The organism is Streptomyces sp. DSM 106670 (assembly GCF_055792845.1).
Genome location: NZ_CM147704.1, coordinates 6,796,290 through 6,811,943 on the forward strand (window position 1 = coordinate 6,796,290; position 15,654 = coordinate 6,811,943).

The 15,654-nt window shown below is 72.2% G+C and carries 10 protein-coding genes and 1 pseudogene; 8 read left to right on the plus strand and 3 right to left on the minus strand.

From position 1 onward, the window contains the following. Positions 1 to 24: 24 nt before the first annotated feature. Positions 25 to 1,059, plus strand: coding sequence for a cytochrome P450 (locus ACSMXR_RS30085; protein ID WP_473170324.1), 1,035 nt, complete (start codon positions 25 to 27; stop codon positions 1,057 to 1,059). 28 nt (positions 1,060 to 1,087) lie between these two features. Here ACSMXR_RS30085 and treY read toward each other — a convergent pair whose 3' ends face one another. Then, positions 1,088 to 3,466 (minus strand): malto-oligosyltrehalose synthase, encoded by a 2,379-nt coding sequence (gene treY, locus ACSMXR_RS30090; protein WP_473170325.1) that lies wholly within the window; start codon positions 3,464 to 3,466, stop codon positions 1,088 to 1,090. 82 nt (positions 3,467 to 3,548) lie between these two features. Continuing rightward, positions 3,549 to 5,678 (minus strand): glycogen debranching protein GlgX, encoded by a 2,130-nt coding sequence (gene glgX, locus ACSMXR_RS30095; RefSeq protein ID WP_473170326.1) that lies wholly within the window; start codon positions 5,676 to 5,678, stop codon positions 3,549 to 3,551. 394 nt (positions 5,679 to 6,072) lie between these two features. Between glgX and ACSMXR_RS30100 the strand changes: the two genes are divergently transcribed. Further along, positions 6,073 to 7,308 carry an SAV2148 family HEPN domain-containing protein gene (locus tag ACSMXR_RS30100; protein WP_103507504.1) on the plus strand — a complete coding sequence of 412 codons (1,236 nt, stop codon included), beginning with the start codon at positions 6,073 to 6,075 and terminating at the stop codon, positions 7,306 to 7,308. Between the two features lie 96 nt (positions 7,309 to 7,404). Further along, on the plus strand, positions 7,405 to 8,118 hold the full coding sequence (locus ACSMXR_RS30105) for a 3'-5' exonuclease (RefSeq protein WP_137230633.1): 714 nt from the start codon (positions 7,405 to 7,407) through the stop codon (positions 8,116 to 8,118). 71 nt (positions 8,119 to 8,189) lie between these two features. Here the strand turns inward: ACSMXR_RS30105 and ACSMXR_RS30110 are convergent, their stop codons facing one another. Continuing rightward, a complete protein-coding gene (locus ACSMXR_RS30110) occupies positions 8,190 to 9,056 on the minus strand; it encodes a phosphotransferase enzyme family protein (RefSeq protein WP_364882511.1) in 867 nt (288 codons plus the stop codon). Between the two features lie 143 nt (positions 9,057 to 9,199). Here ACSMXR_RS30110 and ACSMXR_RS30115 point away from each other — a divergent pair, with 143 nt between their 5' ends. The 5 genes and pseudogenes from ACSMXR_RS30115 (at position 9,200) to ACSMXR_RS30135 (ending at position 15,491) form a co-directional block, all read left to right on the plus strand. Continuing rightward, the gene (locus ACSMXR_RS30115) at positions 9,200 to 10,222 is read left to right on the plus strand and encodes a carbohydrate ABC transporter permease (protein WP_473170327.1); all 1,023 of its coding nucleotides are present in this window, start codon (positions 9,200 to 9,202) and stop codon (positions 10,220 to 10,222) included. Between the two features lie 11 nt (positions 10,223 to 10,233). Beyond that, a complete protein-coding gene (locus ACSMXR_RS30120; RefSeq protein WP_473172462.1) occupies positions 10,234 to 11,118 on the plus strand; it encodes a carbohydrate ABC transporter permease in 885 nt (294 codons plus the stop codon). Then, positions 11,118 to 12,416, plus strand: a complete 1,299-nt coding sequence (locus ACSMXR_RS30125; protein WP_473170328.1) for an ABC transporter substrate-binding protein — start codon at positions 11,118 to 11,120, stop codon at positions 12,414 to 12,416. The genes ACSMXR_RS30120 and ACSMXR_RS30125 overlap by 1 nt, the downstream gene beginning before the upstream one ends. A 15-nt stretch (positions 12,417 to 12,431) precedes the next feature. Further along, positions 12,432 to 13,719, plus strand: a pseudogene (gene mgt, locus ACSMXR_RS30130) (macrolide-inactivating glycosyltransferase). A gap of 569 nt (positions 13,720 to 14,288) precedes the next feature. Beyond that, positions 14,289 to 15,491, plus strand: coding sequence for a S8 family peptidase (locus tag ACSMXR_RS30135; protein ID WP_381793588.1), 1,203 nt, complete (start codon positions 14,289 to 14,291; stop codon positions 15,489 to 15,491). Positions 15,492 to 15,654 lie beyond the last annotated feature (163 nt).

Genomic DNA, 15,654 nt, shown 5'->3' on the forward strand with positions numbered 1-15,654 from the left:
GCACCGAGGTCCAGGGGGTGCGAGATGTCCGTCGAACGCCCCGAATCCCTGCCCGCCGCCCGCCGTCCGCACCGGCTCGCGGGCGGCCGGCCGGGACTGCTGACGCCCGGGGCCACGACGGATCCGTACCGGCTGCGCCTCTACCGCCTGCTGCGCACCGACTACCCCCTCGGCTACGACCCGGGCCTCGGCGCCTGGCTGCTGAGCCGGTACACGGACGTGGCCCAGGCCCTCACCGACCCCCGGTTCACCGGCTACCCGCACGACGGCACCCCGCGCGGCAAAGCCCCCGTCCCGCTCGGCCTCTGCCGGGGCAGCCTGGTCTGCGGCCCGTCCGCCGTGCCGTGGAGCGCCGCCGCACCCGCCGTCGAGCGGACCGCGTACGTCCTGGCCCGCCGGATCGCCGGGCGCGAGCGGGCGGACCTGGTCGCCGACTTCTGCCGGTGGCTGCCCGCCGGGGCCGCCGCCGCGGCGGCCGGGCTCTCCTACCCGGACCTGAGCACCCTGCCCCGGCACGCCTTCCAGCGGCGGACCGGCGGCGCGGCCGACGACTGCGCCGGGCCCACCGCACTCCGCGAACACGCACTCGCCTCGTTCCTGGCGAACATGCTGGACGACCCCGACCTGCTGGCCGCCGCGACGGCCGGACCCGGGACCGGGGCGGGGCCCGGCACGCTGCTGGGGCGGGCCTGGACCGAGACGCTGCGCCGCGATCCGCCCGTCCAGATCGTGCTGCGCCGCACCCGTACCGAGGTGACCGTCAGCGGTGGCACGCTCCCCGCCGACGCGCCCGTCGCCTGCCTCATCGGCTCGGCGGGCCGCGATCCGGCCCGGTTCGGCGCACCCGACCGGTTCGACCCGCTGCGCACCGACGCCGACCCGCTGCTCATCGGCCCGGCCGGCTGCCCCGCCGCCCTCCTCGGCCGGCTGGAGGCCGAACACGGCCTGCGCGCGCTGCTGACGGCGATGCCCGGCATCCGCTGGGCCGAGGGCTTCCGCCCGGCGGCGGGCGGCCTGCTGACCCGGGGCCCGCGCACCCTGCTCGTACGCCCTTCCTGACGGGCAGGGCCCCGGGCCTCGGGGGCGGTCAGTCCCGCACCCGCCGCAGCAGCGCCACCGGCCGCTCGGCGAACAGCTCCGCCGCCGCCACCGCGCCGCCCGGGAACTCCCGGCCGGGTGTGGCCGACAGCAGATCCCGCCAGGGCCCGTCGGACGGCAGCTCCAGCACCGTGTCCCGCCAGCCGCCGCCCTCGGCCAGCCGCAGCGACAGCCGGGTCACCGCCGTGACCACCTCGCCCGACCGGCAGAACGCGTGCAGATGGGAGGCGGCCGGACCGTCGGCCGCCAGCGGCGCGTACGTACCCGACGCGCCGAACACGTCCGGCAGTGCGCGCCGCAGCCCCAGCGCGAGGGCCGTCAGCGCCTGCTTCTCGTCCGGTACCTCGGGCCGCCGGAACGGCCGCCGGTTGTCCGGGTCGACCAGGGCCAGATACTCGCTCTCCGTGCCCTGGTAGAGATCCGGCACGCCCGGCATCGTCAGATGCACCAGCGCCGCCCCCAGCACCTGGGCCCGCACATGCGGGGCGAGCGCGTCCGCGAACTCGGCGATCAGCGTCCGGGCCGCGCCCGACCCGTCGCCCGGACCGACGGCGACGAACTCCGACACCGCCCGCTCGTACGCCGGATCCGGCTCCGTCCAGCTGGTGAAGAGGCCCGCCTCGCGCACCGCCTTCAGCAGGGCCGGCTCCAGCCGCTCGAACAGCTCCTCGGCCGGCAGCTCCGCGCATCCGTACGCCGACTGCCAGGCCGCCCACGCCAGTTGTGGATCCGGGGCCGCGACGGCGGTCGCCGCCGTCAGCTGCGCCACCAGCGCCGCCCACCGCTCGGGGCACTGGGTCAGCACCGCGATCCGGGCCCGGACGTCCGCGCTGCGCTTGGTGTCGTGCGTGGTCAGGACCGTGCCGGTGGCCGGCCGGTCGCGGGCGGTCCGGGCGGCGAAGGCGTGGAACTCCTCCGGCGACACCGCCGGCCGCCCCGGGTCCCCGCCCACCTCGGTGGCCGAGGTCAGGGGTACGTACCGGTAGAACGCCGTGTCCTCCACCGACTTGGCGTGCAGCGCGGACGCGGTCTGGGCGAACCGGGCGCAGAACGCGGCCTGTTCCTCCCCGCCGCCGAGCCGCCCGAGCGCCAGGTCCCGTACGACGTCGACGGCCGCCGCCTCCTCCGGCACGGAGAACACCGCCTTCGCCTCCCGCACCGCCTCGTCGGTCAGCGTCTCCCGGGCGATCCCGGTCGGCGGCTCGCCCGCCGTGACGTACGGGCGGTAGACCGGGACCCGTACCAGCAGCTCCCGCACCGCCGTCCGCAGCGCCCACGGCGCGTGGTCGCGCAGCGCGGGATCCCGGTCGCAGATCCCGGTGGCCTGCCGGGTCAGCCAGGCCGTCTCGGCGGCCAGCTCATGGGCCGCCACCCGGTACGCGGCCCGGCGCACCGTGGCCGTCCAGTCGCCGCCCCGGTCGCCGGGCGGGCCCGCGAACTCCCGGTAGTGGCCGAGCAGCTCCGCCGCGCCGGACGGATCGGTGAACAGCCCGTCGATCCGGTGCAGCGCGTCGTATCCGGTGGTGCCGGCGACCGCCCAGTCCGCCGGGAGGCGCTCGTCGCCGGTGAGGATCTTCTCCACCACCGTCCAGCGGCCGCCGGTGGCCTCGTGCAGCCGTTCCAGATAGGCGGCGGGCGCGGCGAGGCCGTCCGGATGGTCGATGCGCAGCCCGTCCAGCACGCCGTCGTGGAGCAGTTCGAGGACCTTGGCGTGCGTGGCGTCGAAGACCTCCGGATGTTCGACGCGCACCCCGATCAGCTCCGGGACGGTGAAGAAGCGCCGGTAGTTCAGCTCGGTGCGGGCCAGCCGCCACCAGCCGAGCCGGTAGTGCTGGGCGTCCAGCAGCTCCGGCAGCGGAAGGCCCGCCGTGCCGGAGCGCAACGGGAACTCCAGGTCGTGGTAGCGCAGCACCTCCCCGGCACCGTCCACGGCCAGGTGCTCCAGCTCCCGGCCGAGCGGCCCGGCGAGCACCGGCAGCAGGACCCGGTGGCCGCCCGCCGCCCAGTCGATGTCGAACCAACGGGCGTACGGGGAGGCCGGGCCCTCGCGCAGCACCTCCCACAGCTGGTGGTTGTGCCGGGGCGAGGCCGCCATGTGGTTGGGCACGATGTCCAGGACCAGACCGAGCCCGTGCTCCCGGGCGGCCGAGGCGAGCGACCGCAGCCCCTCCTCACCGCCCAGTTCCGCCCTGACCCGGCTGTGGTCGACCACGTCGTAGCCGTGCCGGGAGCCGGGGACCGCCTCCAGCACGGGCGACAGATGGAGGTGCGAGACGCCGAGCTCGGCGAGGTACGGCACGGCCTTCTCGGCGGCGGCGAACGGAAAGTCGGGCTGGAGCTGAAGCCGGTACGTGGCGGAGGGCGTCATGGATTCCTACGTACCCCGCCCGGGGCGATCCGTGTCACCCCGGGCGGAACACTCACTCCAGCCGTCTCCCGCCGCCCACCGCTCAGGCGGGCCGCTTCAGCACGGTCAGGCTGCGCCCGATCAGCGTGACCCGCTCGCCCTCGGCCACCTTCGGGCCCGTCCCGGGCGGCACCCCGTCCGGCCGCGCGGTGTCCACGACGACCTGCCACTGCTCCCCGTGGTCGACCGGGACGGCGAACTCCAGCGTCTCGGCGCTCGCGTTGAACATCAGCAGGAACGAATCGTCGGAGATCCGCTCGCCGCGCGGCCCCGGCTCCGAGATCGCGTGGCCGTTCAGGAACACGGTCATCGCCTTGGCGTGGGCCGCCTGCCAGTCCTGCTGCGTCATCTCCTCGCCCTCGGGCGTGAACCAGGCGATGTCGGACAGCTCGTCGTGGGTGCCCTCCACCGGCCGGCCGTGGAAGAACCGGCGACGCCGGAAGACCGGGTGGTCGCGGCGCAGCCACACCATGGCCCGGGTGAACTCCAGCAGGGTGGAGGCCGGCGCGTCGGCCGGTTCGTCCGGATCGGGCCAGTGCACCCAGGCCAGCTCGTTGTCCTGGCAGTAGGCGTTGTTGTTGCCCTGCTGCGTACGGGCGAACTCGTCGCCGTGGCTCAGCATCGGCACGCCCTGCGAGAGCATCAGCGTGGCGATGAAGTTCCGCATCTGGCGGGCCCGCAGCTCCAGCACCTCGGGATCGTCACTCTCGCCCTCGGCGCCGCAGTTCCAGGAGCGGTTGTGGCTCTCGCCGTCCCGGTTCTCCTCCCCGTTGGCGTCGTTGCGCTTGTCGTTGTACGAGACGAGGTCGTGCAGCGTGAAGCCGTCGTGGCAGGTGGTGAAGTTGATCGAGGCGAGCGGGCGTCGGCCGTCGTCCTGGTAGAGGTCGGAGGAGCCGGTGAGCCGCCCGGCGAACTCCGCCAGGGTGCGCGGCTCGCCCCGCCACAGATCGCGGACCGTGTCGCGGTACTTGCCGTTCCACTCGGTCCACAGCGGCGGGAAGTTGCCCACCTGGTAGCCGCCCTCGCCGACGTCCCACGGCTCGGCGATCAGCTTCACCTGGCTGACCACCGGGTCCTGCTGCACCAGGTCGAAGAACGAGGAGAGCCGGTCCACCTCGTGGAACTGGCGGGCGAGCGTCGCCGCGAGATCGAAGCGGAAGCCGTCCACATGCATCTCGGTCACCCAGTACCGCAGTGAGTCCATGATCATCTGGAGGACGTGCGGGGACCGCATGAGCAGCGAGTTCCCGGTGCCCGTGGTGTCCATGTAGTAGCGCTGATCGTCGGTCAGACGGTAGTAGGAGGCGTTGTCGAGGCCGCGGAAGGAGAGCGTGGGCCCGAGGTGGTTGCCCTCCGCCGTGTGGTTGTAGACCACGTCGAGGATGACCTCGATCCCCGCCTGGTGCAGCGCCTTCACCGCCTGCTTGAACTCCAGCACCTGTTCGCCGCGGTCGCCCCAGGAGGCGTAGGTGTTGTGCGGGGCGAAGAAGCCGATGGTGTTGTAGCCCCAGTAGTTGGTGAGCCCCATGTCGGAGAGCCGGTGGTCCTGTACGAACTGGTGGACGGGCATCAGTTCGATCGCGGTGACGCCCAGTTCGGTCAGATGGGCGATCACCTCCGGATGCGCGAGACCCGCGTACGTACCGCGCAGCTCGGGCGGGAGGCCCGGGTGCAGCATCGTCAGGCCCTTCACATGGGCCTCGTAGATCACCGTGCGGTGGTAGTCCGTCCGGGGACGCCGGTCGTCGCCCCAGTCGAAGTAGGGGTTCACCACCACCGAGCTCATGGTGTGCGGGGCGGAGTCGAGGTCGTTACGGGCGTCCGGCCTCCCGAAGGGGTAGCCGTACACCGCCTCGCCCCAGTCGATCTTCCCGGCGACCGCACGGGCGTACGGGTCCAGCAGCAGCTTCGCGGAGTTGCACCGCTGCCCGCGCTGGGGTTCGTAGGGTCCGTGCACCCGGAAGCCGTACTGCTGACCCGGCATCACCCCGGGCAGATAGGCGTGGCGCACTAACGCGTCGGTCTCGCGGAGCTCCACCGCCGTCTCCGAACCGTCGTCGTGCAACAGGCACAACTCGATCCGGTGGGCGGCTTCGGAGAAGACCGCGAAATTGGTACCGGCGCCGTCGTACGTGGCGCCGAGGGGATAAGCGTGTCCCGGCCAGACCTGCATGATGAAGACTCTTCCACTTCTGATCCGGGTGCGGTGGCTTTCCTCGGCCCGTTACTTCCCGAATACTCCCCGAAAATACGGTGCTCACCTAGGACGTCGCGCGGTGCGGCCGGGTCCCGTCGCCCGGTCCGGCCCGCACCGGTCAACTTCGGACACTCCCGTGCCGCCCCGGACACGCATCCGGACCGTGTCGCCCGGCGGGCGTCCGGTTCCCGACCGGCGGCAGGGGTTCCAATCACTATGAATCCGCTCACTCCACCCGATCTCGCCGCAAGGAACAAGCCTGAGCGGTGGGGGAGTTGAGAAAGTCGCCTGCGCATCGGGCTGCGTCGGATCACGCTCCCGGAGTACCCTTCCTTGATCGTTGGGTGGGGGAGTGGAAGGCGGTACGCGGGTGAGCTCGGGAGGGTTCGAGCTACCCCCAGGTGACGCAGGTCACGAGGGGGAATCGACCGATGCCCCGCCCGGGGCGGTGTCCCTCGCGCAGCCCATGGAGATAGGCGCCGAGCTGGACTGGGGATCGGAGGCCTGGGGCGAGGTGCGCACCCGCGCCCAGCGGGCCGGACGGGCCTATATCTGGCTGAATCTGGTCGAACAGCGCCTTCGGGCAGTGGTCGCAGCCGTCCTCCGTCCGATCTACGAGCCGGTGCACGGCGAGGAGTGGGTGGTGGCCGCGGCCGGACCGGCCGGGCAGGAGTGGGTGCAGCGCGCCGTCGCCGTACGCGAGGTCTCGCGCCGCAAGGGCTATCTGCTGGACCCGGCCGACGACAACGTCCTCAGCTTCCTGACGCTGCCGCAGCTGCGGGAGCTGATGGTTCAGCACTGGCCGTGCTTCGAGCCGTACTTCGACGACCGGCGCGATGTCGAGCTGGCCCTCGACGAGCTGGAGGTCGCCCGTAACGTCGTCTCCCGCAACCGCGCGCTGAACGAGGCGGTCCTCGCCCAGGCGGAACGCGCCTCGGCCCGGCTGCTGGACATCCTCGGCAGCGGGGCCGGCGTGCCCTCGGCCGACCGGCTGCCGGTGGACGCGGTGGAGGAGCTGGTCGGCGACCGGTACGCGGACGTGGTCTCCGTCCACCCCGACCGGGTCCGGCTCCAGCGCCAGCTGCCCGCCGAGGACCTGTTCGGCGGGGCGCGGCGGCTCGACGCCATCGGCATAGGTCTCAACCTGCTCGTGCAGAACTTCTCCGGCCGCCGGCTCGTCCGGCTCGCCGAGTCGGGCTGCCGGGTCCGGCTGCTGTTCATCAACCCGGCCAGCAGCGCGGTGCGCCGCCGCGAGCGGGAACTCGGCCTCAAGAAGGGCGAGCTGAGCCGCTCGGTGGAGATGAACATCCTGCACATGCGCCGGGTCCGCTCCAAGCTCCGCGACCCGGGCGCGTTCGAGATCCAGGTCTTCGACGAGACACCGCGCTTCACCGCCTACCTGGTGGACGGCGACGGACCGGACGCGGTGGGCGTCGTCCAGCCCTATCTGCGCCGCGCCCGGGGCATGGAGGCGCCCGTGCTGGTGCTGCGCGGCGGGGGCAGACGCACGGTGGTGCGGGCGGGGCAGGACAGCGAGCACGGACTCTTCGAGACGTACCGCGAGGAGTTCGAGTCGGTCTGGACGGACTCCCGGCCGGTCTCCTGACGTGCGGCCGCCCGCAGGCCCTGTCAGTGGCCCGTGCGAAGGTGGTCATCACTCGGGGGGAGCACCACGGGGGAGCACCACGAAGGAGGTATCGGGATGAGCTGGCACCAGGGCACACTGGTCGGCTTCGACCTGGAGACGACGGGGACCGACGTCGAGAACGACCGGATCGTCACCGCCGCACTCGTCCGGCTGGAGCCGGACGGGGCCGTCGCCGAGCAGCGGACCTGGCTGCTCGACCCGGGGGTGGCCATACCCGAACAGGCGTCCGCGATCCACGGCATCGGCACCGACCACGCCCGTGAACACGGGGCGCGGGCCGCCTCCGCGGTCGAGGAGATCGCCCACGCGGTCGCCGACGTGCTGCGCTCGGACATCCCGCTGGTCGTGATGAACGCGCGCTACGACCTCTCGCTGCTGGACCGCGAATGCCGCAGGTACGGGCTGCCGTCGGTCGAGGAGCGGGTCGGCGGGGCGCCCTCGCCGGTCATCGACCCGCTGGTGATCGACAAGCACGTCGACAAGTACCGCAAGGGCAAGCGGGCCCTCCAGGCGCTGTGCGACCACTACGGGGTCACGCTCGACGGAGCCCATGACGCGAGCGCCGACGCGGTGGCCGCGGTGCGCGTGGTGCGCCGGATGGGAGAGCGCCACCGGCCGGTCGGCGCCCTGCCGCCCGCCGAGCTGCACGCCCTTCAGATCCGGGCGGCCGCCGAGCAGTCGGCCTCGCTCCAGGCCTATCTGCGCCGCACGGCCGATCCGGCGGCGGTCGTCGAGTCGTCCTGGCCGCTGATCCCGCGCAGCCGCTGAGCCGCTGAGCGGCTGAGCCGCTGAGCCGCCGAATCGCTGAGCGGCCGTACCGCTCGGAGCTCGCCGGGGCGTCAGAAGGGGTACCACCGGACCTCGGGATCGCCGTCGCGCAGCGAGGCCACCCGGCGGCGGAACTCGACGAGCGCCTTCGGGTTGGCCGGGGCGTGCTGGGAGACCCAGGCGCAACTGGCCGTCTCGCGGGCGCCGCGCAGCACCGCGCACCCCTCCCACTCCCGGACGTCCCAGCCGTACGCGGAGGTGAAGGCGTCGTAGGCCGCCGGGTCGAGGCCGTAGCGGTCGCGGGAGAGGGCGAGCACGACCAGGTCGTGTTCGCGCAGATCGGCGGAGAAGGTCTCCAGGTCGACCAGGACCGGGCCGTCGGGTCCGACATGGACGTTGCGCGGGAGCGCGTCGCCGTGGATCGGGCCCGGGGGCAGCTGCGGGACGAGAGCGGCGGCCGCGGCCGCGAAGCCGTCGCGGCGCTCGCGGAGGTAGTCGGCGTCCGCCGGGTCGATCGCGTCTCCCGCCAGGCTCAGCCACCGCTCCACACCGCCCAGCAGTTCGCGGCGCGGCAGGGTGAACTCCGCCGGGGCGGGCAGCGCGTGCACCAGGGCGAGGAGCGGGGCGAGGTCGCGCGGCTCGGCGGGGCGTACGGGGTCGGGAAGCCGGTGCCACAGCGTCACGGGGTGGCCCTCGACCAGGCGCGGACGCCGCTCGGCCGCGCGGACGGCCGGGACACCGGACGCGGCGAGCCAGTCGGCGAGGACCACCTCGCGCTCGGCCCGCTCACGGAGCTCGGGGTGGCCGGTGGCGTCCCGGCCGACCTTGACCACCAGGTCGCCGGCCGCGAAGACCGCGTTCTCGCCCAGCGCGAGCAGCTCCGCCGTGCCGGGGAAACCGGCGGCCGTGAGCACCTCGCGCGCTCGCATCTCGTTCATGGATGCGATTTTCGCACCCCTGGCGGCCACCTTGACGAACCGACGGACCGTCAGCACGATGACGGAGGCCTCCCGGAACGTCAGAACGGGATGAAGTCCACCTCAGGTGCATCAGTGATTTACGGGACAGAGGGGTCTTCTTCGTGACATCGGTGACCGCGACGAAGCGGTCCGGACCGGACGGCCCGCACGACGGGCGGAACGGCCGGGACGGGCGGGACGGGCAGGGCGGGCACGGTGGGAGGGGCGGGCGTGCGGGGAGGTTCCGGCGGCCGGAGCATCCGGAGCGCAGGGCGTTCGGGGACCGGGCCGCCTGGTTCCTGGTGCTGCCCGCGCTCATCCCGATCCTGATCCTCAGCGTCGGACCGCTCCTCTACGGCATCGCTCTAGCCTTCACCGACGCGCAGTCCGGCCGGACCCGCTCCACCCAGTGGATCGGCACCCTCAATTTCCAGGACCTGCTGCACGACACCCTGTTCTGGGACTCGTTCCGGATCGGCCTCATCTGGGCCGTGGGCGTCACCGTCCCGCAGTTCCTCCTGGCGCTCGGCCTCGCCCTGCTGCTCAACCAGAACCTGCGGATGCGCTGGCTGGCCCGGGCGCTGGCGATCATCCCCTGGGCGATGCCGGAGGTCGTCGTCGGCATCATGTGGCGGCTCGTCTACAACCCGGACGCCGGCATCCTCAACGAGACCATCCGCGATCTCGGCCTCGGCGACGGCCGCGACTGGCTCACCGGCCTCGCCACCGCGCTGCCCGCCGTCATCCTCGTCGGCATCTGGGCGGGCATGCCACAGACCACCGTGGCCCTGCTCGCCGGACTCCAGAACACCCCGCGCGAACTCCACGAGGCGGCGGCCCTGGACGGGGCGGGGGCCTGGCGCCGGTTCCGTACGGTCACCTGGCCCGCGATCAAGCCGATCGCGCTCGCTATCTCCGCGCTCAACCTGATCTGGAACTTCAACTCCTTCGCCCTGGTCTATGTCCTGACCAGCGGAGGGCCCGGCGGCCGGACCCGGCTGCCGATGCTCTTCGCCTACGAGGAGGCCTTCCGCTACGGGCAGTTCGGCTATGCCGCCGCGATGGGCTGTGTGATGGTCGCGGTGATCTCCGTGCTCCTCGCCGTCCATCTCGTCGGCCGACTCAGGGGAGGCGAGGACCGATGAGCCGAGGACCGATGGGGCGAGGGCCGGTGAAACGCGCGGCCTCCGGGCGTGAGTCCACCGGGCTGCGTACCGGCGGGGCCGCGCGCACCGGGCAGTACCTGGCCCTCCTGGCGTATCTGGTCTTCCTCGCGTTCCCGTTCGTATGGCTGATCTCGACCGCCTTCAAACCCGCCCGCGAACTGGGCTCCCTGCACCCCACCTGGATCCCCGAGAACCCCACCCTGGACAACTTCCGGCAGGCCTTCGACGAGCAGCCGCTGCTCCAGGCCGCGGCCAACTCCCTGCTCGCCGCCGTCGGCGCGGCCGTGATCGCCGTCGTGATCGCCACCCCGCTGGCCTATGTGATGGCCCGCCACCGGGGCCGCCTCGCCACCGCGGCGACCGGCTGGGTCGTGGTCAGCCAGGCGTTCCCGTTCGTCCTGGTGATCATTCCGCTCTTCCTGATCCTGAAGAACCTGCATCTGATCAACACCCTGTGGGGCCTGATCCTCGTCTATGTCGTCTGGTCGCTGCCCTTCGCGCTGTGGATGCTCGCCGGATACGTACGGGCCGTGCCCACCGAGCTGGAGGAGGCCGCCGCCGTCGACGGGGCGGGCCGGGTGCGCACCCTCGTATCGGTCGTGGCCCCGCTGCTCGCCCCCGGCATCGTCGCCACCGCGCTGTTCGCGTTCATCACCGCATGGAACGAGTTCTTCTTCGCGCTCGTCCTGCTCAAGACCCCGGAGAAGCAGACCTTGCCGGTCGTCCTCACCCACTTCCTCGGCGCGGAGGGCGTGGCCGACCTCGGCCCGCTCGCCGCGGCCGCGTTCCTCGCCACGCTGCCCTCCCTCGTCCTCTTCGCCTTCATCCAGCGGCGGATCACCGGCGGGATGACGGCCGGGGCGGTGAAGAACTGATGCGCGCGCCGATCAGGCGGGCCGCCGTCGCCGTCGCCGTACTGGCCCTGCTGCTCACCGGCTGCTCCGGAGACGGCGACGACGGACGTGACCCGGACGGCACGATCCGGCTCCGGTTCCAGTCGCTGGCCTGGCAGAAGGAGTCCGTCGACGCCAACAAACAGCTGGTGAAGGAGTGGAACGCCGCCCACCCCGACGTCCAGGTGGACTACGTCCAGGGCAGCTGGGACAGCGTCCACGACCAGCTGCTCACCTCCTTCGAGGGCGGCGAGGCCCCCGACGTCATCCACGACGCCTCCGACGACCTGGCCGACTTCGCGTACGGGGGCTACCTCGCCGACCTGCGCCCCTTCCTGCCCGACCGGCTCAAGGCCGACATCCCCGAACAGTCCTGGCGCACCACCACGTTCGGCGAGGGCGTCCACGGGGTGCCCTTCCTCCAGGAGCCCCGGGTCCTGATCGCCAACACGAAGCTGCTGAAGGCCTCCGGCGCGCGCATCCCGACCCCGGAGCGCCCCTGGAGCTGGGAGGAGTTCCGGCGGGTGACGAAGGAGCTGACGGGCAAGGGGCGGTACGGGATCGCCTGGCCGCTCAAGGAGCCGGTCTCCGTCACCCTCAACCTCGGCCTGTCCGGCGGCGGCCGGCTCTTCCACCGCGACGACGAGGACAAGGCGGTCCTGCGCTTCGAGCCGGGCGACGGCGTGGTCACCGGAACCATCCACGACCAGGTCAACACCGACGGCAGCGCGGCCCGCGGCGCGCTGGGCATGGGCGGATCGGACGCGCTGCCCGGGTTCTTCGGCGGCAAGTACGCGATGCTCCCGCTCGGGTTCTCCTACCGTCAGCAGATCATCCAGCAGGCCCCCGAAGGGTTCGGGTGGACGGTGCTGCCGATGCCGGCCGGCCCGGGCGGCGCGGTCCAGGGCGTCAGCCCGCAGACGCTGTCGGTCGCCGAGGACAGCCCGCACAAGAAGGAGGCCGTCGCGTTCATCGACTTCCTGCTGCGGCCGCCGAACATGGTGCGCCTGGCGCGCGGCGACTGGATGCTGCCGACCGGGACCGAGGCGCTGGCCGATCCGTCGCTGCGGACGGCCGAGCACGGCTGGGCCGTCGGCACCGCGCTCGCGGAGGGGCTGCGGCCGGCGCCGGCCCAGTCGGTGCGGGGCTATCCGGAGTGGAAGGACAAGGTGGCGACCCCCGCGCTCCAGGAGTACTACAGCGGCGCGATCGACGCCGACGAGCTGAGCGAACGGCTGGTGAAGGACGGGAACCGGGTGCTGGCCCGCTATCAACGCTGACCCCGGCGCGGAAGGATCCGGGCACGGAAGGATCCGGGCACGGAAGGATCCGGGCACGGAAAGAGGTTGCACGAGACGTCTCGTCTCGTTTAGTGTCTGCGGCATGACGGAATCCCCGCGTGCCCACATCGCCATGTTCTCCATCGCCGCCCACGGACATGTGAACCCGAGCCTCGACGTCATCCGCGAGCTCGTCGACCGTGGACACCGTGTCAGCTACGCCATCCCGGCCTCCTTCGCCGAGAAGGTCGCCGCCACCGGCGCCGAGCCCGTGATCTACCCCTCGACCCTGCCGACCGACGAGGACCCCGAGGCCTGGGGCACCGAGCTGATCGACAACATCGAACCCTTCCTGAACGACGCCGTCCAGGCGCTCCCGCGGCTCGCCGAGGCCTTCGCGGGCGACGAGCCCGACCTCGTCCTGCACGACATCACCTCCTATCCCGCCCGGGTCCTCGCCCACCGCTGGGGCGTCCCCGTCGTCTCCCTCTGGCCCAACCTGGTCCCGTGGGAGGGGTACGAGAAGGAGGTCGGCGAACCCATGACCGCCGAGCTGAAGCAGACCGAGCGCGGCAAGGCGTACTACGCGCGGTTCGAGAGCTGGCTCACCGCGAACGGCCTCGGCCATGTCTCCAGCGACGACTTCGTGGCCCGCCCGCGCCGCGGCCTCGTCCTGATCCCCGAGGCGCTCCAGCCGAACGCGGACCGGGTGAACCGCGAGATGTACACCTTCGTCGGGGCCTGCCAGGGCGACCGCGCGGACCAGGGGGAGTGGGTCCGGCCGGCCGACGCGGAGAAGGTGCTGCTGGTGTCGCTCGGCTCCTCGTTCACCAAGCAGCCCGCCTTGTACCGCGCGTGCGTCGAAGCCTTCGGCGGACTGCCCGGCTGGCATGTGGTGCTCCAGATCGGCGCGCACGTCGACCCCGCCGAACTCGGCGACGTACCCGGCAATGTGGAGGTACGCACCTGGGTGCCGCAGCTGGCCGTCCTCAAGCGGGCCGACGCCTTCATCACCCACGCCGGCGCGGGCGGAAGCCAGGAAGGCCTCGCCACCGGCACCCCGATGGTCGCCGTCCCGCAGGCCGTCGACCAGTTCGGCAACGCCGACATGCTCCAGTCGCTGGGTGTGGCCCGGCAGCTGCCCATGGAGGAGGCCGACGCCGCGAGTCTGCGCGCGGCCGTGCTCGCCCTTGTGGACGACCCCGAAGTCGCCGCCCGCTGCGAGCGTCTGAGCGAGCAGATGGCGCGGGAGGGCGGCACCCCGAGGGCCGCCGACCTCATCGAGGCCGAACTGTCGCGCTGAGCGGAGTCGGCTGACTGCTATCCGGACGTTCTCCGTCCCGCCCCGTGTGCCGCACCCTGCGGTTTTCCGGGGCGGGACGGCTGTGTTTCGGCTCTGTGAAGCCTCTGTCACGACGGGTGCGGTCGGCGCATCTGCACGCACGCCCTGGCGATTTCACACCCGGAACCGGGTGTTCACGCCCCGCGCGCACACCTTCACGGGTCTTCACGTGTCTTCACGCATGGTCACTCCTGCCCCATAGGGCTCTCGGTGAGGTGCGGGTGGTGGTCGGGCGGCCGGCCTCCGATGCCCCAAGGGCCGCCCTGAGCAGGCGATATGGACAGTTCGAGCGCTCTGTCGGGGCGGCTCGGAATCGGTCGTTCCGGGCGAGCCGGACGCCTGTCGGCCTTTCGCGACCCGTGTGACCAGCCATGGCCGATTTCCTCTTACACAACCTTGTTGAGGAAGTCACACCTCCATGAAGGCCTTGAACTGTGCTCGTCAATCGGTCAGGGTTTCGAGCCAGCCCCCGGAGATCGTCCGGCCGAGGGCCAATCCCCCCACAAAGAATGACGAGGAGTGCCCTCTTCATGGCAAAGCACCAGCGCACCCGTCGCACCAAGCTGACCGCCGCGATCACCGCCGTGGCGGCCGCCGCCGGAGTCACCCTTCTCGGTACCTCGTTCGCGGGAGCCGCACCGGCTCCCATGGGCACGGTCTACGGCGCGGACGCCGAGACCGCGGTGTCCGGCAGCTACATCGTCCTGCTGGACGGGAAGAAGGCCGACAAGTCCAAGCTCGCCGAGGAGTACGGCGGCAAGCTCAAGCGCAACTACACCTCCAGCATCAACGGCTTCTCCGCCAGCGGCCTTTCGGAGACCGAGGCCAAGCGCCTCGCCGCCGACCCGGCCGTCGCCAAGGTGGTGCAGAACAAGAAGTTCACCATCGACGCCACCCAGGACAACCCGCCGTCGTGGGGCCTGGACCGCATCGACCAGACCGAGACCGCGGGCGACAACGCCTACACCTACCCGGACGCCGGCGGCGAGGGCGTCACCGCGTACGTCATCGACACCGGTGTCCGCGTCACCCACGAGGACTTCGAGGGCCGGGCCACCTCGGGCTTCGACGCCGTGGACAACGACGACGACGCCGACGACGGCAACGGGCACGGCACCCACGTGGCGGGCACCATAGCCGGGGCCGCGCACGGCGTCGCCAAGAAGGCGAACATCGTGGCCGTCCGCGTCCTGGACGACAACGGCTCGGGCACCACCGAGCAGGTCATCGCCGGTATCGACTGGGTCGCCGCCAACGCCGAGGGCCCGTCCGTCGCCAACATGAGCCTCGGCGGCGGGGCCGACCCGGCGCTCGACGAGGCCGTCCAGAAGGCCATCGCCGCGGGCGTCACCTTCGGTGTGGCCGCCGGCAACGAGTCCAGCGACGCCGGCCAGGGCTCGCCCGCCCGCGTCCCCGAGGCGATCACCGTCGCCTCGTCCACGGACGCCGACGAGCAGTCCTCGTTCTCCAACTACGGCTCGATCGTGGACATCTACGCCCCGGGCTCGGACATCACGTCCACCTGGAACGACAGCGACACCGGCACCAACACCATCTCCGGTACGTCCATGGCCACCCCGCACGTCGTCGGCGCTGCCGCCGTCTACCTGGCGGGCCACCAGGACGCCACCCCGGAGGACGTCGCCACGGCGCTCACCGAGGGAGCCACCCCGGACGCCATCAGCAACGCCACCGAGGGCACGGCGAACCTGCTCCTCAAGGTCGTCGAGTAACCACTCCGGTTCCGACCGGACGCCGGGCCGCGGTGGTCACGTACCACCGCGGCCCGGCCCCGCGCACAGCAGCCGCCGCGCTCTCCCCCACGGGGCGCGGCGGCTGCGCCGTTTCCGGGCGAGGATCCGGCGCGGTCGTCCCCCACGGGAGCTACACCGAGGT

Coding starts and splice junctions, on each gene's coding strand:
- ACSMXR_RS30085 (WP_473170324.1), top strand. CDS start 25: ATGTCCGTCGAACGCCCCGAATCCCTGCCCGCCGCCCGCCGTCCGCAC.
- treY (WP_473170325.1), bottom strand. CDS start 3,466: ATGACGCCCTCCGCCACGTACCGGCTTCAGCTCCAGCCCGACTTTCCG.
- glgX (WP_473170326.1), bottom strand. CDS start 5,678: ATGCAGGTCTGGCCGGGACACGCTTATCCCCTCGGCGCCACGTACGAC.
- ACSMXR_RS30105 (WP_137230633.1), top strand. CDS start 7,405: ATGAGCTGGCACCAGGGCACACTGGTCGGCTTCGACCTGGAGACGACG.
- ACSMXR_RS30110 (WP_364882511.1), bottom strand. CDS start 9,056: ATGAACGAGATGCGAGCGCGCGAGGTGCTCACGGCCGCCGGTTTCCCC.
- ACSMXR_RS30120 (WP_473172462.1), top strand. CDS start 10,234: ATGGGGCGAGGGCCGGTGAAACGCGCGGCCTCCGGGCGTGAGTCCACC.
- ACSMXR_RS30125 (WP_473170328.1), top strand. CDS start 11,118: ATGCGCGCGCCGATCAGGCGGGCCGCCGTCGCCGTCGCCGTACTGGCC.
- ACSMXR_RS30135 (WP_381793588.1), top strand. CDS start 14,289: ATGGCAAAGCACCAGCGCACCCGTCGCACCAAGCTGACCGCCGCGATC.